Source organism: Mediterraneibacter sp. HA8405 (genome assembly GCF_056148955.1).
The window spans coordinates 1,554,303-1,575,954 of the sequence record NZ_CM148758.1 but is presented as its reverse complement, the minus strand read 5'-3'; the positions used below and the strand labels follow the sequence as shown (position 1 = coordinate 1,575,954).

Here is a 21,652-nt window from a genome sequence, read left to right as displayed (position 1 = left end):
ATTGTTGTAATTCCTTTTCGTCAGAATATCTTTATTTTCATAATCCTTTATAATTCTTCGAGTTTTCCGCAGACAAAGCGAAGTATTTTACGGAGATCAGCGATATTCACAATACCGTCTGTTTCAACATCTGCGGCAAGCTGCTGCTGAGAAGAAAGTTCAGTTTTACTGCATACGGCACGGAGAACCATACGGAGATCGGCAATATCAACTCCTCCGTTTTCATCGATATCACCTGGTGTATATTCCGGTTCTTCTGGAGTATTTTCAGTTTCCGGTTTTATCATTCCAGCTACAAATATAACTGCATTCTTATCAGATTCCTTTAGTTGACAGGTAATATGCAAACTGCCATCTATCTCTGCTCTCTCCTGACTGACATAATACAGATTATTCTTTCCAAATGCTTCCGCTTTATCCATAGTCTTTAATACATAGAAATTATAGATGTAAGTCGTATCCAAATCGACAAAATCGGCGGTTAGAGTACCGTCATCATTCACGGTCACTTTGTCAGCCATAGTTATAGACGATATTTCATCTGCTTCTTCTGCCATCATGCTGACATCACGCTTCTTCGCTGAATCTGTCTTAAAATTACCTGTAATATCTATTGGAGTACTTACGGCTATAGTTGATATCCCGGCTCCTAATTCACATCCATTCCAGTTGCCTCCACACATCCACAATCTTCCGTCTGTTGTGATAATACCTGTATGCTGATCCCCTACTGAAACACTTTTTACGTTCTCCATAATCTTAACAGGAACAACTGTTGAATAAGCTACCGTACCAGTTCCAAGTCTTCCCCGATAATTGTCCCCCCAGGTCCACAAGGTTCCATCTTCTTTTATTGCTGCACTGGCACCATCACCCATACTGATATCTGCAACATCCTCCATCATCTTAACGGGAATCAACTTATTTTCACCTGCATTCCACGTTTCTCTTCCCAGTTCTCCAGAGCCATTATCTCCCCAAGTCCATAAACTTCCATCTGTTTTAAGCGCTGCGCTGTGCTCACCTCCCAGGCTCACTTTCGCCACATCATCCATGATTTTTACTGGTAGCGTCTTATCCTCCTGTGTTCCATCTCCCAGTTCGCCGAGACGATTCCACCCCCAGGTCCACAAACTTCCGTCTTTTTTTACTGCTGCAAAGTGATTGGCACCTCCGCTGATACTCTGCACATTATCCATAATTTTAACAGGATCTCCCCTCATTTCTGTCGTTCCGTCTCCAAGTTCACCATATCGATTTTCCCCCCATGTCCATACACTTCCATTATTTTTCAGAATTGCATAGCTATAATCGGTACCGACTACCATTTTCACATCTTTGACATCCATTTCCCCAGGGCGATCTCCTATCCCCCACAAATCGTCTCCTGTTGATACAGCCATTGCTGTTGAACCACCTGCACCTGCCGCAACCTGTTTTATATTATCCAGAATCTTAGTAGGATATTTCACAGATGCGCTTCCGGCTCCTACGTTTCCAAATCCGATCGAGCCATATCTATGGCCCCATACCCACAGACTGTTATCTTCCAATATTGCTGTGCTTACACACTCTGACAGACTTACCTCTTTAACCTTTACAGGTGGATCTGTTTCATTTTTCAATCTGATCTTAATCTTCTTTTTCTCATCCACCACTGTTATTTTTTTGCTTCCAGAACCACTATTTTCCTTTTCAGCAGTAAGCGTATGTTTCCCTGCTGGTAGATAAAGACTTACAGTCCCATCCGAGTCTGTCATGGTTTCTTCAGTTTCATAGCCCTTTTCCTTTACTACTGCATCTTCAACCGGAAGCCCATTTTGATTTTTTACAGTTACATCAACCTGATAGGAAAGATGCGGGCATGTAGTAAATGCAAATTCATTGAAATCCTGTGAAAAATAAAAATCCTTAATTTTAGGTGTATATGTTTTTTCTTTGCTATATGTTAACTGCTTCATATTTAGAAAAGTAACTTTAAATCCGATAACTATTTTTGCGTGAACTTCCCCATCCAAGCAGCTTTTCGAACATTCGTGATGAACAAAATCTGTCTGTTTCCACACTGATTCCTCTGCGGTCAGTTCTACACCTGCGCTGCCATTTACCTCAGCTTCCAAAATTTTATCACTGATAACCTCAATACTTGGTGTCAATTTAATTCCTGCATAAACAGTTAATTCTCCGTTCATTGCATGTTCTGTTTTCGGTTTACAGGTAAGATTCTTCATTCCCTCCTCATTTGATGCCTCAAATCCTACTGTTCCACTTATCTCTCCCACCCAAGAAATCTCAGCACTTGCCTCTAAAAGGAAATGCGGGGTCACCTTAATATTAACGAAAGGAATAGGACTGTATGTAAACTGAGCTAATTTCTTATCCACCGGCTTGATTTTCCCAGCAATATTGGTATTAAATGTCAAAGTATAATCAAATTTCAATTCGATATATTGATATGAAACCGAGACATACAATTTAACTGTAGCTGCTAGTTTAACATCCAGCTCAGCACTATACGTGACTGGATCATTTTCTCCTGACGTCAATTCAAATGATTTTGCCACAACTTCTGTATTCTCCTCGTCAACAGTCCTCGCTTTGGAAACTTCTTCTTTCGTACCAAGATATGTAACATTTTCTCCGCATGTAGACGGATCTATCTCTGCATCTTTTGTGGTTGCAAGAGTGTCAATCTTAACATAGTCAAATACTTCCTCCATAGAAGTATCCTCCCCGGTAATAGTAACTGTTGTTCCTTTGACATCTATTTTTCCTGCTTTAAGTATCAGTACACTACCGTCTGCATACTCATAACTAAGCACATCTCCTTCTTTCAATTTCAGTATTGATTCACTCGCATTTTCAATTATGTATTTTTCAGTTGCTTCATCCGCCTGAACAATCTCATTAACCCCATCTGTTTGCTCGACAACAACTGTCTCGTCATTGTATACTGCAAAATTATTCGTCTCATCATCATCAAAATTAAGGATTTCCTGCCCTTCAAAATCAGCGGTTGTTTTTGACAGGAATTCCTGCATCTCCTGCGTATAATTCGGCGACTCATATGCAGCACAATATGGTTCATACGTTTCATAATTCACCAGAAAACCTCGAAGATAAAAATACTGAGGCATTTGATCTGTTTCAATCTCTACTTCCACCTCGGTATCCCCTGGTTCAACATCAACAGTACCAGATGCAAGCAGCTGATTGCCGTTTTCAGCATAGACTCCCACAATTAAAGAAGCATATTGATTTGTTTCAAATACTACCGAAGCCTTTGTCCCATCAACTTCAATAGAAAATATATTACATCCATCATTCTCTTCTTGCTCCTGCACTTCTTCGGTCATCATATCAGCCACCATATTTCCAAAAGAATCCGTAGATTCTATTGTCATATCATTTTTAATCTCCCGACTTTCTTCCGGTTCATCCGCCTGCACAGCAGTTGCAGGTATTCCTGAAAACAGCAGGACAAACGCCAGCAATACTGCTGTTATTTTCTTTATTCTCATATCCTTTTCCTTTACCCTTTATTATTATTTGAATATATCTGATATCACATAATTACAGTTCTTCCAGTTTTCCGCATATAAATCTCAGTATTTTTCTCAGATCCTGGATATCAACGCTTCCGTTCTTCTCTACATCTGCTGCCTGTTCTTGTTCTTCTGACAGCTCTTCTTTTCCGCAGACAGCTCTAAGGACTATGCGTAAATCCATAATGTCCACTTTTTCATTTCCATCAATATCTCCGGGATGGATTTCTGTATCTTCCGAAGTATGCTTCTTGTCTGCCAGCTCTGCGATAAAGATGATTGCTTCATCGGACAACTCTGTCGGTGAAAAGGACACTTCATACAATCCGTTTTCATCTGCGGCCATCTGATAAATATAGAGAAGATTTCCGTCGGAAAATACATTCTCTTCATCTGCTTTTTTCACTGCGTAGAGGTTATAAACACTGTCGGGATTAAGTCCGGCGGCTGAAATACAGATATTTCCCTCTTCATCCGTATTCTTCTCTGAAACAGGGATTACTGTATCCGGCAGATCTGCAGAGAATTGCTCTGTATTCTCTTGAACATCTTTACGCACTGATTTTACAGGCGACTCTATTGAATATGCAGCTGCTTCCGATGATTCTGTAAACATGCCGGTTATATTAACGGGATTTTCTGTATTTTTATATGTTCCGTTTCCCAACTGCCCCATTCCGTTATATCCCCAGGTCCAAAGGTTTCCGTCAGCTGTAACCATAGCAGCAGTTCTATACCCGATACTCATTGTCTGAATATCCTCACCAACCAGTTTCTTTACCAGGTTATTCTCATCCTGCAGAATACTTCCGTCTCCGAGCTTGTCACCCCAGCTCCACAAATCTGCCTCATTATCGATAGCAGCGCCTGCCGGGCCGTAGATCTGCACTGCTGAAACATTATCCATTACATGAATCGGCGTCTCTACATTTCCCGATGGGGAAATATCCGTTCCCAGCTGAGTATACTCATTATTCCCCCATACCCAGAGGCTGCCATCGGTCTTGATTACAGCGCTTTCGTATCTCCCCATCTCTGCGTGTGCAACATCTTCCATCAGTTTATATGGTTCATTTCTGTCTTCTGTCGATCCATCCCCAAGTTGATAATAATTATTTCTTCCCCATACCCAGAGACTGCCGTCATTTTTTACTGCAGCGCAGTGCCAGTCACCAAGACTTATCTGCTTAACATCTTCCATAACCTTAACAGGTATGTTTTTCGGATCAGTAGTTCCATCTCCAAGCTGTCCGAATCCGTTTGTCCCCCACATCCACAAACTGCCATCTGTCTTAAGAGCCGCCATATGCCAGTATCCAACGCTTACGGATGCTACGTCTGTCATTACCTGAACCGGAACATCACTGTCTGTATATGTACCATCTCCAAATTCGCCATTTCCGTTATCTCCCCAGACCCACAATGTTCCGTCTGTTTTCACAGCTGCCCCATTATGATATCCCAGACTGACTGATTCCACATCTTCAAGAATTTTCTTAGGTACAGCTCTTCCCTCTTTTGTTCCATCTCCAAGCTGGCCGTAAGGATTCATTCCCCATGTCCAGAGACTGCCGTCATCCAGAATAGCTGCACTGAAATATGTTCCCATCTCCACAGACGTTACTTTCACATAATCCGGATCTTCCGGCTGTTCTTCACTTTCTGTCGTACTATTCAGTTTTATAGTAATTTCTTTTGCTTTATCGCGGATATATATCTTTTTGTTCTTCGTTATTTCCTGTTTTGCGGCTGTAAATGTATACTGGCCCTCCGGCAGATAGAAAACAGCGCTTCCATCTTCCCCGGTTTCATAATTGTCTGTCACATCAATTATGTGTGCCCCATTTACCCGAACAGCACTGACTAACGCATTTTTTACCGGATCATCATTATTATTTTTGACATTTACTGTAATTCTGTATGTAATATGCGGGCAAGTGGTAAAAGCAAACTCTCCATAATCAACTGACCAATAAAAATCAGCTATCTTTACACCTATCTCTTTTTCCAACTTGTAATTAAATATTCTGATAAAACTGATTTCAAACCTCAAGTCGCATCTTGCGGTAATATCTCCATCGTAACAAACGCTGCATTCATGCATAATCGCATCCGAATCCGTATCATCCTGCGACAATTCTGCTTTCAGTTCCACTCCTGCTGTTGCTTCTGCCTCAACCTTTGCCAGATTATCATCTATGAGTTTGACTTTAGGTTTAATCGATAAACCTACAAATACAAGAATTTCACTTTTTAGTTCAGTATCAAACCTGGGATTCCTCGTCAGATTTTTAATCCCCTTGTCGCTGGATACTGAGACCCCGACACATCCTTCCAGCGTCCCTGTCAATGTAATATTGGCACTCGTTTCCAGTACCAGAGACGGAGTGATTTCAATGAATACTCCTGTAAGCGGCATAAAAGTTATCTTAATAAGCGGAAGGGAAAACTCATTGCACATTCCGCTCAATTCCACATTAACTCCGGCAGAATAATCAATTTTTACTTCAACATACTGGTAACTAAGAGACAGGTATAATTTCAATGATGCACCTGCTTTCAGTTCCAGGCTTCCCGTAAGTTTAACAGAACCTCCAAGTGTCTTATTCAATGTCAGGTTTGCCGACTTGCTTGTTTCAAATTCTCCCTCTATTGCACGAGCATTTATTGAACTGGTATTATCTATCCCCTCATAAGTTACCCCTTCGCCGCAGACAGATGAATCAATTTCCGCACTATCTGCAAACTGCTCTGTGTCAATCTTGATATATTCAAAAACTTCTTCCAGCGTAGTCTCTTCTCCGCTGATCTTTACTGTTGTGCCATCTTTCTCAGCAGAAACTACCTTGGTAATCAGTACCGTACCGTCCTCATATTCATAACTGAATATATCTCCGGAACTTAAAGACAGAACCGTTTCATCTGCATTTTCAATCACATAAAACTGCTTGTCTTCATCTGCCTGGATAAGGTCATTTTCGCCTGATTCTTCATCAATTACGATAGTTGATTCATTGTAGACAGCAAAATTATTATCAGTATCTTCATCGAAATTCAGAATATCCCGGTTTTTAAAATCATCCGTTGTCTTTTTCAGGAACTCCTGCATTTCACTCATATATACAGGAGATTCGTACACTGTACAGTACGGTTCAAATGTTTCATAGTCCACAAGAAAACCTCGCAGATAGAAAAATTCCGGCATCTGCTCTGTTTCTATTTCAACGACAGCTTCTGTATCACCGGGAATCACATCGTAGTCTCCCGACGCAATCATCTGTTTGCCGTTTTCGTCATAAACAGCTACAATCAAAGATGCATACTGATTTGACTCAAACTCCACTAATGCTTCCGTTCCTTCAATATCAATGGAAAAAATATTGCATCCGTCATTATCAGCCTCCTGCTCAGTCTCTTCCTCAATGATATCCGTAAGCATAGCGCCAAATGAGTCTGTTGAATCTACGGAGATATCTGCTGCAACTTCCGAAGTATTTTCTTTCGTTTCATCCGCATACACAACAGTCGGCATATTATTACCGAATAATAGACTTAATGTCACAATAATTGCTGTAATCCGCTTTTTCCACATGACTTAATTCCCCGCACTTTCTTTACTCTGGAATCCGTTTTCACTGTATTCCCTGTCAGTTAGTTATCCGATAGATTCAAGTTTTCCGCATATGTATCGCAGCAGTAATCGCAGATCTTCTATATTAATATCACTGTCCGTCATCACATCCGCTGCCAGCCGTTGCTCTTCTGTAAGTTCGACCTTCCTGCAGACTGCACGAAGCACTATTCTGAGATCTGCTATATTTACATTCCCGTTATCATCCACATCCCCCAATACGTACTCCGGCGTTTCAGGTTGCTCACTTTCCTCATCCAGTAAAACTGGAGCCGTACAGACTATGCCCTCATCCTGATATGACTGTTTAATGATATATTCAATCTTGTTTCCTCTGTCCCTGATACCGTACACATATCCGTCAGAAAGATCCGGTTCGTAAACAATTTCACTTTCCAAAGTATCTAAGGACAGTCTGAATATTTTGTTATATGTGTTGTAATAAAGATAGCCATTATTATAAAAAAGGCCGGAAAATGCAGATGTCCAGTAGCTTCCGCCGCCTTCCCATACCCACCATCTTCCAAGTTCCGCTATTTCCTTTTCTGTACCGTTTTCGTCATCATATTCGTATACTGCAGACCCTTTTATATAGTAAATAAATTCTTCCGTCTGTATAATCTGGGACTCTGCTTCCGTCCAATACTTGTCATTATATTTATCGTTGTCGCAGGGAATATCTTCTCTGTCCCATCCATAATGCTCCAATTCGTTCCGCATCTTTTCATCGTCTGCCAGGAAATGGTTATGACTCACTTTTCCAAATTGATCAGGAACCGGATCATCCCAGGTGCAGTCTACATGGTAATAGCTGTCATCTATTTTCACAATATTCCAGGCATGATTCATGGCGGAACTGTTGGTGACATAGCATTCTATCCCCAGCAGAGTCATTAAATACTGGTATGCATACGCATAAGCATTGCACACACCTGTTCCGTTGATAAGCAAGCCTGCACTTTTATATGATTCAGGAGGTATGGTTCCATTTACTAAATTGTCATAATCATATTCAGCGTAATATACAAGATAATCGTGAACTGCCAATGCTTTCTCTACGTCAGTCATCTCATCAGTAACAACTGAAAGTACGTCTTCAATCGCTTTATCGACCTGACTGAAATATTGGCTGGTCTCCTCCGGTGTCATAGAATTTTCAATCTGCAAATAACTGTACACATTCCCGGAATACCACGCTGTAATATCCATATTCATTCCCAGATAGGGAGAAAAGTAAGGAAGCCTGTAAAGATGATATTCATCACTGTTGATTCCGTATTCTTTTATATTAATCCGGGTCTGCCCGGCAAGCAGCGCTTCTTTCACAAGTGGTTCCAACTGGAGAAACAGATCGATTTCTGATTCATAATCCCCTGCTGTATATACAGAAGGAGTAATCTCTTCTGTTTCATGTTTTTCCATTTCCGGAAGTTCAGCCGTCGGATAAAGCAATTCGTTTTCGCAGGCAATACCATATCTATCATATTGACGTTCCTGCACAATCAGTTCACTCTGCAGCGAGTCTTTTGCCTGCGCCGGCACCGCTGTCAGCATAAGCATTATGGCCAGCATAAATGTAATAAAACGTTTTATTCTCTTCATAACTATCTTCTCCCTCAATAATGACGATCCAGCTTTATTTTTAATTTTCGTCACCTCTGTTTTTTTTCTTTTTCCTTACTGCTATTGCTGACACAGCTATCACTGCTATTACGACGATCACAACACCTCCGACAATTACCAAAATCAAATTCCCCCTTTGCCCTTCCTTATCGTCATCCGCAGCGTCCGATTCATTCCCTCGATTCGTACTTTCCTGTATATCTGCATTTTCATCAGAATCCGATTCTTCTGCTCCATTCTCTGCTTCCGCTGCAGAAGTGTCATCTGACTGCTCTGAATCTTTCCCATCATCCGAATTTCCACTTGATCCTATTTCTCCGGCAGCATCATCTGAAACTGTAACTGTAGTTGTATCATTTTCCCTCTGCTGCATAATCTTCTCCTGGAGTACTGAATCAACACCCGATACTGTTCCTGTAAGGGGACTGCTGCTTTCACTGCCGTCAATCAGCTGATCAACTCCCATACCGATGGGAAGTTCTTGCCCACAGTCCTGTTTAAGCTTAAAGTTGATGTTTACAATAACACCTTCATCCTTCACTGTATCTGCAACTACATACACAACAATAATCTCTGCTGATTCCTCAATATGGTTATAGTCAAAAATGCCACCGCCATTTTCAGCATTTTCAATAATCAGATCACCCTGTTCCAGGCTGTCGAATTCCATTACCTCATTATCATAATAGATTGATATCTGAAAGCCTCCCACTTCCTGACCAGTATTAAACTGTATTGGCACAGTAACGATGTCTCCCTCTTTTCCGGTCTGATTTTCCACATGGAATTCGGTATTCCCATCTGCTTTTACTGTAATTCCCATCAAAAAAATCATACAGAAAGCCATAATAAATAAGCGCTTTATTTTTTGAATCATGTCCTTATTCCTCTGTATGCAAAAAGGCTCCCTGTCGGTTTTCACCAACAAGGAGTCTTTTTACACCTTCTATTTAAGTATTCTCTTTCCTCTGCTTCTTAACACCACCAGAACAGCTACTGATAATGATATAAGCATTGTCAGTATAATACCGAAGATATTTGTTGTATCTCCTGTCTGAACAGCACCGCCCTCATACTGGTTATTTACTTTATCGCCTGTATTCTGGGAATCACCTGATACAGGTTTATTTGTTCCCTGATTCTGCTGATCATCTGTTGCAGGGCCGCCCGGTGCCGGTTTTTCATCATCCGGTGTGCCCGGTGTCGGTTCTTCCTTCTTTTCAGTTACTGTCAGCTCATAGGAAATCTCTTTATCGCCAACTGTAGCACTAATCGTCGTTGTTCCGGCTTTAACAGCTGTCACAAGACCATCCTCTATTGTCGCAACACTCTCGTCTGAACTCAGCCATGTAACTGTTCTGTCAACTGTTGTATTCTCCGGGTTAAACAGAATCTCCAGCTGTGCGCTCTGTCCTTCTTCCAGAGGAGTAATTTCTTCCTTAAATGCAATTCCTTCCAGCGGAATTTCTTTTACTTCAAGATCAAAGGTCAGTTCTTTCGTAAATTCACCTGCTGTTACAGTTACCGTGATTTCTGTATTTCCTGCCTGCACTGCACTTATTCTTCCGCTCTCATCTACGGTTGCAACTGTCTCATCTGATGACGCATATGCATATGTAATTTCATCCGTTACATTCTCCGGAGTAATCACAACATTCAGCAGGTGTTCCTGTCCCACGTAGATTTCTGTCGGAGTATCATCAGCCAGTACTGCATCTTCAACATGAATTTCATTTACTGTTACAGTACAGGAAGCTGTAAATCCACCGTCAGCCGTTGTTGCTGTAATCATTGCTGTTCCTTCGCTTATGCCGGTTACACGTCCCTCGGCATCAACAACAGCTACTTCCGTGTTGTCGCTTGACCATGTTACGTCTTTGCTGTCGTCCGTATCTGCCGGAATAAATGTTACCTGAAGCGGAGCAGATATCTCATCTTTCATCAGAGTCATCTCGCTCTGATCAAGCGTAATACCTGTTGTATGTTTTATAACTCTAATATCACATGTTGCAGTAATTTCTTCGTCTGCAGCTGATACCGCGGTAATTGTTGCAGTTCCTCCTGACACTGCTGTGACAACTCCATTCTCATCTACTGTCGCCACATCTTCATCTGAACTGCTCCATGTAACTGCCTTGTCATCTGTTGTATCTGCAGGATTGTATTCAACCGTCAGATTTACTGTATCGCCTACTTCCAGATTATCTGTTGTTCTGTCTGCTGTTAATGTAATTGACTCGAGCGGAGAAATAACTGTTACTTCACACTCTGCTGTAAACTCACCAACTGTTGCAGTAATTGTCGCCGTTCCCGCGCCTACAGCTGTTACGCGGCCCTCTGTATCAACGTCGGCTACCGATGCATCGCTGGTTGACCATGTTACATCTTTACTGTCATCTGTATCTGCCGGTTCGAACGATACAACCAGCGGTACAGATATCTCACCTTTCGTAAGAGTCATTTCGCTCTGATCAAGTGTAATGCCTGTTGTATGTTTCAGGACTCTGACATCACATGTTGCGGTGATATTTTCATTTGCAACGGATGTTGCGGTAATTGTTGCTGTTCCGCCTGATACTGCCGTAACAACACCATTCTCATCTACTGTCGCCACATCTTCATCTGAACTGCTCCATGTAACTGCTTTGTCATCTGTTGTATCTGTCGGATTGTATTCAACCGTCAGATTTACTGTATCATCGACTTCCAGATCATCTGTTGTTCTATCAGCTGTTAATGTAATTGACTCGAGCGGAGAAATAACTGTTACTTCACACTCTGCTGTAAACTCACCAACTGTTGCAGTAATTGTTGCCGTTCCTGCTCCTGTCGCTGTTATAACTCCATTCTCTACTGTCGCAACATCATCGTCTGAACTCGACCATGTTACAGTTTTATCATCTGTAGTGTCATCAGGATTGTAAGATACTACAAGGGGCTCACTCTTCTCGCCTTTGTTCAGTGTTATCGCATTCTGGTTGAGATCGATTCCCTCCAGTGGTACTTCTCTGACATTCACAATACAATCAGCCGTCAAATCACCGACTTTCGCTGTGATTGTCGTTGTACCGTCTTTCAGAGCTGTCACAGTTCCATCTTCATCTACTGATGCAACTGTGTTATCTGAGCTTGTCCATGTAACATCTTTGCTGTCTGTTGTATCCTCCGGATTATAGATTACTTTAAGATCAACAGTATCGCCTTTTTTGATTGTCGTTTCCTGTTTATCCAGCGTAATACTTGTCAGCGGAGCATTAACTGTAATATCTACTGAATCACTGAAGTCATCAACTGATGCAGTAATCGTCGCTGTTCCGATTCCCACTGCTTCTATGTTGCCATCTTCATCAACTATGACAACATCCTCATCCGAACTGCTCCATGCAATTGTCTTACCTGTCAGAGCTGCTTCCGGTGTTGCTGTTACAGTAAGCGCATCCGTTGTTCCTCTTGCCATTGTGAAATCTTCCTGATCGATTGAAAGATCTTCAAGTTCAATTACTACTGGAATATTGCCCTCCGGAATAACATTACCGTTATTATCTACCGTTTTACTTGCGTCAGGATTCTCATAAATAACTTCTTCATGATCAGCATCCGGTCCGACCGTTCCGCCTGCAAAGCTGAAAGAAATATTACCAGTTCCTACGGCATCCTCTTTAACTGTAAGTGTGATAGTTGCAATTAAGCCGCCCTCACTCATCGGCACTTCATCGCCCAATAATACAAGGAAACCATCTCCACTTTCATCAGCAGAAAAGATCGGCATAGCGCCTTTATCATACAAATCCCAATATAAATCGCCTTCTTCTACATCACGTCCGGAATATGAATAGACATTTTTATCAATATTCAGAAATCCCGCAAATGACGTAACATCAACGCCGCCTTCCAGCCAGAATTCTACTGTTATTTTATCCCCGGGTTTAACTTCCGTGGAACTCACTTTAACTGTAAAAGTTGGCATCTCCGCAGCTTCTACTTTTGGCATAACTGTAAATCCGGTAATAACCATTACCACAGCGAGCAGCAATGCCGCGATTCTGCTCAGTTTTTTCTTCATCTCTCTTTTCCTCCTATATTTTATCTATTACAAATGATATCTTTCGGCGAAAATATATAATTATTGCCTGCTTCTTCACAAATTCTTTTTATATTCCCTCCTCCTTTTTACAGTATCTGAGTAATTCTTCACTTTACCTATAACTCCTGCAATATTTAGATAACACTAAATATTACGGAATCTATATATAGTATTAAAGCCAATATATCTCAGACTTCATTAAACATGACCATTATAATCTTTTCCTCCCCTTTTTGCAATACATATAGCTAAATATTTAGTTATTACTTTCTTTATTTGTTCACAATACTCCAATATAATGTCAAAAAGCAGGTGAATAATTCATGTCAATAGATTACAAATTACTTGGTGAACGTATTAAACAACAGCGTAGAATCAAAGGCACAACTCAGGAAAATTTTGCAGAATATTTAAATGTTTCTGTCGGATATATCAGCCAGATTGAGCGGGGTATTACAAAAGTAAGTCTCGAGCGCCTTATGGATATTTCGGTCTATCTAAACTGCAATATATCTTTTTTATTAGAGGGAACAAATGTTAATGATGAAAAATATCTTGAGAATGAATTTAACGAATTGTTTCAACAGCTGTCCACTTCAGAAAAGAAAACTGTAACACTGTTAGTAAAAGAATATCTAAAAAACAAAAAAGGTTCTTCTTAAAGCAAAAAATGATACAGCAGGATCTGTAATTCGTCCTGCCGTATCATTTTTTGAATTCAATTCAGCTCTTGTTCATACAAATAGATATTATAGTTTCAACGCCGGCAGCCCTCCCGCCGCCAGTGCGCTAAAATCCCACACAGCTTCGCTCCAGCCCAGCGTCTCTGTATAAAATGTTTTTTCCATAGCCTGCTGTTCCGTAACCGGGAAGATCCGGTCCGCATTAGCCTCGTTTATACTGGTCCGGCTGTCCGAACTGTCCAGCTCATATGCGCTGCTTGTTGTTCCCAGCACATCCCATCCGGATATCCGGCTGGCGTTCATTCCGGTACTCAGGCTGACACAGCTTTCAACTGCCGCGCTGCCGCTCTGGGGACCGCCGATAATTCCTCCGTTTCCAGTTCGTTCCGGCGCGATAATCTCGACTTTTGCCAGGCACTTCTTCATAGTTCCGCCGCCCATCCAGCCGGTAATGCCGCCAATTCTGGTGCCCATCTGATGCCGGATGGTGCCTTCAAGGCTTCCGGTTACAATACAGTCTTCCAGAATTCTTCCGTCAAACTGTCCGGCTACGCCGCCTATCGTATTGCTGGAACGGGCAGAAATATTTTCCACCGCAATCCGCTTTACCGTACTGCCCGATATGATTCCCGCAAGCCCGCCTGCCTGGTCAGTATTGTTTTCAATTACAAGATCTTTTATCCTTATATCCTGTACATCTGCATTTCTGATCTCATTGGCCAAAGCGCCCTTCTGTGTGTTCCGGGTCAGCCGTGTGCCTTCAATCGTCAGATCCGAGACAGATCCGCCGTTTATTTTTTCAAACAGTACTCCGTCCAGACCGGTGATTGTATGTCCGTTTCCCTTCAGTCCCCCGGAAAAAGTTCCCTTCACCACAAAGTCTGCTGATCCGACTGTGCCGAAATCCAGATCCTCTGTCAGTACATACTGCTTTTTCAGAGCCGCGGCAGAATCACCAATGGCAAGAAATTCTTCTGCCGTGGCAATCTTCTTCTCACCTACCGTTATGCTCATATCGCCGTACTCATAGTATCCTTCCGTCCTGATCTTTACCAGGGGAAGAGGCATGTCCGCGTTTTCTACCCGTATATTTCCAACGGTTACTTTCCTGGACTTCACCGCAAGGATTGCCTCCGCGTCTCCTGCATATGACGGATCGGATATTGTCAGATTCTTCACCTGAGCATACTGCAGATCTTTAAGCAGCGGGTACTCCATTCCCGTCATCTCATATCCGTTTCCGTCCAGGACACCGACAAACCGATCCGGAATATAGCTGCCGCCGGATGCGCTTACATTGCTGAAATCAATGGAGTTTTCCAGCCGGTAGTATCCGTAAGGATTGTCCCCGGCAAGACGGATCAGCTGTTCCGCGGATGTAATGGAAGTCACGGACGGGCTCTTATAGATTCCGCCGTCAGTAAAGTCTCCAGTCACGCGCTTTATCATGCCGTAGAGCATCCGCTTTGTCTCTATACTCTGACTCGTACCGCCGTTTCCGGCATCTTCCTCAAATGCAGCCTTAAACTGCTCAATCACTGTTTCCGCCTCAAAGTACGGAATCTGCCCCAGCTTCGCCTCCACCTCGCGGTAACGGTTCAGCTTATATTCTTTCCATGTAATATCCGGATCTCCGGTAATGATCCGGAGCGCCTCAAGGTCGTTTTTGCTGAGAGCGGACATATAAACCATGTACCCTTTTTCATAGCCTGCAAGTCCCAGCATTTCCTGTCCCAGGCGCTTAAACGAATGAGTATCCGGAGATCCTTCGTCATTGTGGGACTGATACCAGTTCATCGTATAAAAGGACTCAAAACCATAACTTCCGTCAGTTGCCGTTCCGACCTTTTCCGGATAGGACGATGCGTTGCGGACAGATATTCTGTTTTCCCACAGATCTTCCATATCCTCCAGCTTCATAGCCGAAATCTCTTCCGCCGTCAGTTTTCTGTACACGGTACTCATGGACGCGGTTCCCCCCGCCGTATGCTCCGCCTGTACTGCTACTGCTGCCTGCTGCTGCGGTGTGAGTCTGAGGAATGCCTGGGCCGCCAGATAATCCAGCGCATACCCGGTATCAAACATTTCTTTATAGTAACTGTGGATTTTCTTTGCAGAGTCAATGCGCTTATAGCTGAAATTATTCGGCATCTCCACACCGATATCCATAGACTTTGAAATATTGAACACCATAACTCCATCCCTCATCTCCTGAGCAATATTTCCGTCCGCGTGCGCCTCGGCTCCGGTGCCCGGCCTTCTGCCCGCGCCTCCGTAAAAATACCTTCCGTCCTGATTGTGAGCAGTTTCATGGCTGAATGTAAAGAATGTATAGTCGCTGGTTCCCAGCGCCTCCGACCACATCCAGATCACATCATTTCCATTTGCCACAGCCGCGCTGCCATTCAGCGCATTAAGCATATTGTTTGCCTCATAGACCCATTTCATTACCGGATCCCTGGTTGTTCCCTTTTCCTGCATGCCTGCCGCTGCCGCTTCGCTTTCCGGAAATCCGAGTCTTGTATCATACTGAATATTGACAAAACTGTTGAGCTGCCGTACCGCACTGCTCATCCACTGTGACGATACGCCGTAGAAGATGCTCATTTTCTCCGCATAGGCTTCCGCAGTCTGACGGATTCTGTTCCGTTCCTGCCCGTCTTTATTCAGGTAATCCTGATACCGGTTCATACTTCCGATCATAATCTGAGACGGCACGGAAATCAGATACATATCCTTCTGAGGAGCAGTCAGAATCGGAAGTACAATACTTTTTCTTCCGTCGTCAAGTCCTTTCAGATTGTCCCAGATACGGTAACGGATTTTCCTTTCCTCATCTCCGAGGGCTCCTTTTTCCACCAGCACACCGTCAAAACTGGCTGCGAACCATTCATTGGCGTCCTGGTATCCTGCCAGACTTTCGGACAGATTTCCCAGGAAATCTGTCAGTTCCTGCCCTGTATAGTTTTTCAGCACATTATTGTAATAGGTCACCGTCCGGTTTGTATCCCTCTGTCCCGCCGGCGCCGTCAGGAGCTGGTCCGTCAGCACAGACGCCGTCATGCCACTGGAGAGGATGTCGCCGGTAAAAAACATCAGCTCACTTAAAGCGACTCCTTTGTAATCGATCCTGTACCATTTATCGTAGTAATTGTAAGCGTACAGCATCTTTTTCAGTGTATCCTCATCTCTCATCCGCTCCTCCGCCAGAGCCTGCACAGCCGGATGCGCACAGTATGTGGGATATCTTTCATCCGCCAAGAACAGTTTTTGCAGTACATCTGCCATGTCTGTCTTTATATTTTCATTGTAATAGTCCCGGTACAGGCGGCTCTCATCCTCCTGGGTCAGGCCGGCGATATCGGAGTCATAGTCATACTGTTCCGCTATTGCCGTCATCTCACTGAGAAATGTCTCATCCAGGGCGGAAGCATAATTTCCGGTCTGATACACCAGATCAGTCCCTTCCACCTGATAGAGAGGGGCAAGATTCCCCGTCAGCTTTTTATAGACAGCCGGATATTCCTGCATTGTTCCATTTTCAAATACCATCCGTATTTTCTGCACTTTTTCCGGCGCATCTTTCTCCACTCCTGTTACAAGAGCGCTGTTTTCGTCCAGAGGGAGAATAAAATTGACAGCTGCCTGTGCCAGCGTATCTTCTTCCTCCAGACGGTTGCCGTATTCCACCCACATGCGGGTATCGGACAGTGGCATCAGTTTCGCCATATTCGCGTAAGCCTGTTCCCGCTCCGGGCGGTAATTCTCATGCTTCAGCACAGTGCTGTAATTGGGAAGGCCAAAATTATTTTCTTCCACAGGCGCGTCTTTAAGGGCCGGTCTTTTTCCGTAAGCCAGTCCGTCCAGTTCCCAGATGCTTTCATCAAAATCCAGAGTATCTGTATAAAATTTCTTATCGTACACTGCGTCTGTTTCTCTGACACTGGACTGATTCTCTTCTGTAATATTCGTCTCGCTGTCGGAACCGGAATACTCATACACTTCCTTCATATTGTCCAGCACGTCAAATCCGGCAATCCGGTATCCTGCCCCTGTACTCATGCTCAGACTGTATTCAATAGCCGGACTTCCTGTGTTCGGTCCGCCGATCAGCCCGCCGTTCCCTTTCTTTGCGGGAGCGGTAATCTGAGCCTGTGTATAACATCTGCTGATAGTCCCTCCACCATGCCATCCGGTAATACCTCCGGTTCTTGCTCCCAGAGAAGGGTGGTCGTAGGTTCCCTGCACTTTTCCAGTCACATAGCAGTTTTCTATCAGAGCTCCTTTCTCTGTTTTCCCTACAATTCCTCCGACAGCCACCAGACCTCGGACAGAAACGTCCAGCGACGCGCTTTCGCGGATTGTAGAATTGACAAGTCTGCCGGCAAAAGCGCCCAGTCCGTCCACTTCGTTTGAAATTGAAGAATCCACAATAAATACATTTTCAATTACCGTACTGTTCTGAATCGTATTCGCAAGAATTCCGCTCCGTGCAGCTGTAATATCCGCATTTTCTATAACCAGATCGTAAATTCTGGCTCCGCTTAACGTATTAAACAAAGAAGTGGGAAGATTTTTTATCCGGTATCCGTTTCCGTCAAGCTCTCCGGTAAAGGTGCCTGCCACAGCCGCTTCGTCTGCCTGAATACCGGACGCGTCCAGATCTTCCGTCAGAGTGAATTTCCCTTTCGGATCGGCTTTCATCCTGTCAAAAAGCTCCTCTGCACCGGTAATGAGCGGATATTCTCCGTCTCCATCCCGGTATGCTACAGGAAACGCGTGTCCGTATTTCCTTGTTCCGTCTTTCTCATACTGAACCAGATCGTCCTGATCCAGTACCGCATAGACTCCGCCGAAATCTTCGTCTCTCCGGAATTCCCGGATTCCCGCGTAAAAATCCGGCAGGCCATCCATTTCAATTACAGCATAATAATTTTCCGTATCCGCCGGCAGCCCTCCCGTAATATCCAGAACATCTACTTCCTTCCCTGTATTTCCTCCGGTCTGTCCGCCTGTATAATAAAGTCTCTCTGCCGTGATATTTTTCAGTTCCAGCACATCTTTTGAAGCGGAAACTGTATTCGTATAAAGCACTGCATCTTTATATTCATTCGACTGATCATCCAGCGCGTCTGTATCCCTGTCATAATCTGCAGTTACAGTAATAACATAATTCTCCTCTGCAGTCAGAGCCGCCGACACTTCCTGTTTTCCCGCAGCCGCAGTCTGATCCAGAAGGCTTCTTCCACCCTCTTCCGCGATCTGTACCCGGGCATTCTCAAGAGCGTTATCACCGTCTGCAATCTCAAACCGGACGAGCAGTTCATCCTGCGCTGTCTTTTCCCAGTCAATATTTTCCACCGATGGGACGGATTTCAGCACTTCCGTCTGCAGTTTCGCGCGGTCCGCCTGCTCTGTATTTACCACTGTACCGTCACTGAAAACGGCCTGGAACAGTGTAAATGTATGCACTCCTGCTTTATCCGGAGCAGGCACAGACACTTTCCATATCCCGCCAGTCTGCGCATCCCCGGTCTGCCGCTCCGGCTTCACTTCCAGATGGCCGACGACAAGTGAGGTAAGTTCACCCTCTGCGTTATGCTCCAGTTCATAGAACAGATCCGTCTCCTCTCCTTTTTCTATATAAGATCTATCTGTCCGGCTGTCCGTAATCAGCACCCGGGGCGCTGCCTTTACCGTCTGTTCTGCCAGGATCTTTCCGCGCACTGTCTCTGTTCCGTCTGCTGAAAGATCACAGTCTGCCGTAATCTGCACCGTATATCCGCCTGTCAGGCCGGTATCGGAAAGCGGTATGATTTCCTCAAACAGTCCGTCATGCAGATCACTTTCACTGAAAGCCAGCTCTCCGGCAGTCTGCCCGTCCGCTTTTTTGATCCGCACCTTCCGGTCTGAAAGGGCGCTGTCAGGGTCATCCAGGCGGAATGATACAAGAAACTGTCCTTTTTCCGCATCTTCCTGCACGGTCAGTTCCTGAATTTCCGGCACTGTTTTCTGGATCAGAACCTTGATTTCATTTCCATTATTTAAGGAAAAGGATTTTCCATTTTCCAGAATGACCTGTTCCACCCGGATCACGTTCTCTCCGGTTGTGTCAGATCCTTCCAGAACGGCTCTGTATCCGTTATCCGTCCTGCTGACCGGACAGGTCTTTCCGTTCACCACGATCCGATCCGGCACAAACCCGGTGGCATTTGTACTTTCAAATGAAAGCACGATGGGCTGGTTTCTTCCGAACCGGTCGGTCCGGGTTCCGTCTTCTGTAAGAGTCTGCAGCCTGTCAAAAGTAAACCGGTAATCCAGATTCAGTTCAATTTCCTTTGTCACCGCAAAGCTTCCGCTGTTTCCGCCTTCTGCCGGAAGTTCCCCGGATTCCCGGTCATAGTTTACAGTAATATATACCAGATACGGAGTATCTTCTTCCAGATCAAGCACAAATTCATTTCTGCCTTTTCCGGCTTCATCCTCCAAAATCAGATCCGTCTCTGAAGGAGCATCCGTCCCTCTGTCCGGCTTTTTCCCTATTTTTATTCCCGCGCCGGTCACTGCGGAATCCTCGTCTGTCAGGACAAAAGATACTTTCATCCGGGCTGTATCCGTCAGCTCTTCTGCCAGAAATTCATCCACCTGAGGCATACTCTTAAGCACATCTGTCTTCTCTGTATAGTCCGTCTTCACCCTCTGTCCGCCTTCAAGCTGCACTTCTGTAATGTGAAATTCTTTCACCCCGGAAGTCTCTCCCACATCCGGGCGGACCGTATACAGGGAGGAATCTCCTTCCGTCTCTGCCCCATACTCCTGTCCGTTGACCGTCACTTTTTCAATCCGGACATCTTGAGAAACCTCTGCATAAAACTTCAGCTCTGCCTGCTCCTGCTTTTCATAGTAGAAGCGTTCTGTAGCAGAAGACAGCTTTACCTCATAATCCACGGTCTTCTCAATTCTGCGGATCAGCAGAGAAAGGTCCGTTACCGTCAGCTTTCCGTCTGAATTCATATCCGCCGCTCTCTGTCTGCTCTCCGGCAGAAGCTCCAGACCGATCAGGTGCTTTTCCAGTAATTCCACGTCTGTATAATCTGTGCTGCCGTCATCATTAAGATCTCCTTTGCCGGGAAATGCCCAGGCGCTGCCGGCGGCCAGTACTGCCGCTCCCGCGCATGCAGCAACTCCGGTCAGAATTTTTGCCCTTCCGGACAGTTTCCGTTTCCTTCGCAGAAAAACAACAACTCCGATCAGAATGACAGATCCGGCCAGCACTCCTGCTGCCGGCAGAAGTCCGGCAAGGGTATCCCCTGCCTTCACATTTTCCTCTGTCTTCTCCTCTCCGTCTCCATTCTGAGCCGCTTCTTCCTCTGCCGCCAGGAACGGATCTGTCTCTGCAGAATCTGCCCCCTCTTCTGTCTGTTCATTGTCCGGCGTCATCTCTTCTTCATCCGGCGCCGGCTGTTCTCCATCCGTCTGTCCATGATCTGTGTCCGGATATTCCGCCACAGCGGATAATGTAAAAGAAGCATCCGCCGGCATAAAATCCTCTTTTCCTTCAGAAACCGACAGTTCCTTCACCGAAACTGACACATCGCCCTCCGGTATGGACCGGCCGGCTGTCAGACGGATCCGGAATACCGCCTCTTCTTCTGTACTTCCGGCTCTGTTGATCAGAACAAACTGTCCGTTGTCCGGATTATAAAACAACTTTTCCCAGGAATTTACTGTCTGGAAGTCTTCCCTGGAAACCTTTTCAAACACAGCGGAGTCATATTCCAGCGTTCCTTTCAGCGCATTTACTCCGCTTCTGATATCTGAATACCCGTCCAGAGCAAATGTGAATTCAATCACCTGCCCTTTTCTGACGGAATCGGCTGTGGAAGTAATTTCCATCCCGGACACATCCGCCGCGTTTACCTCCACACTTCCCCATAAGAGTCCGCATACGGTAACCGCTGCTGCCAGCAGGGCTCTTATTTTTCCCATATATCATTTCAGTCCTTTCAAAAAATTTGTCATTTTATGACCAGACTGATTGTACTTGTTTTATATATAGGGAACAATATGAAATTACTGGTAACAG

7 protein-coding genes are annotated in these 21,652 nt (G+C 44.4%); 1 reads left to right on the top strand and 6 read right to left on the bottom strand.

All coding sequences use genetic code 11. The annotated features are described in order from the left end of the window. Positions 1-47: 47 nt before the first annotated feature. The 5 genes from AC0QUU_RS07370 to AC0QUU_RS07350 all read right to left on the bottom strand — a co-directional run bounded on the left by AC0QUU_RS07370 (position 48) and on the right by AC0QUU_RS07350 (position 12,862). Complete coding sequence (locus AC0QUU_RS07370) at positions 48-3,521, bottom strand: RCC1 domain-containing protein (RefSeq protein ID WP_474545483.1); 3,474 nt, start codon at positions 3,519-3,521, stop codon at positions 48-50. A 52-nt stretch (positions 3,522-3,573) separates the two neighbouring features. Beyond that, positions 3,574-7,137: an RCC1 domain-containing protein gene (locus tag AC0QUU_RS07365; RefSeq protein ID WP_474545482.1), complete on the bottom strand. Its 3,564-nt coding sequence runs from the start codon at positions 7,135-7,137 to the stop codon at positions 3,574-3,576. Positions 7,138-7,200: 63 nt separating this feature from the next. Then, a complete protein-coding gene (locus AC0QUU_RS07360) occupies positions 7,201-8,778 on the bottom strand; it encodes a transglutaminase domain-containing protein (protein WP_474545481.1) in 1,578 nt (525 codons plus the stop codon). A 40-nt stretch (positions 8,779-8,818) separates the two neighbouring features. Then, on the bottom strand, positions 8,819-9,634 hold the full coding sequence (locus AC0QUU_RS07355; protein WP_474545480.1) for a cohesin domain-containing protein: 816 nt from the start codon (positions 9,632-9,634) through the stop codon (positions 8,819-8,821). 111 nt (positions 9,635-9,745) lie between these two features. Next, complete coding sequence (locus AC0QUU_RS07350) at positions 9,746-12,862, bottom strand: Ig-like domain-containing protein (RefSeq protein WP_474545479.1); 3,117 nt, start codon at positions 12,860-12,862, stop codon at positions 9,746-9,748. 344 nt (positions 12,863-13,206) lie between these two features. On the opposite strand from AC0QUU_RS07350, the gene AC0QUU_RS07345 reads away from it, so the two are divergent. After that, the gene (locus AC0QUU_RS07345) at positions 13,207-13,545 is read left to right on the top strand and encodes a helix-turn-helix domain-containing protein (protein ID WP_474545478.1); all 339 of its coding nucleotides are present in this window, start codon (positions 13,207-13,209) and stop codon (positions 13,543-13,545) included. Positions 13,546-13,632: 87 nt separating this feature from the next. On the opposite strand, the gene AC0QUU_RS07340 is transcribed toward AC0QUU_RS07345, so the two are convergent. Further along, a complete protein-coding gene (locus AC0QUU_RS07340; RefSeq protein WP_474545477.1) occupies positions 13,633-21,555 on the bottom strand; it encodes a ZmpA/ZmpB/ZmpC family metallo-endopeptidase-related protein in 7,923 nt (2,640 codons plus the stop codon). Positions 21,556-21,652: the final 97 nt, after the last annotated feature.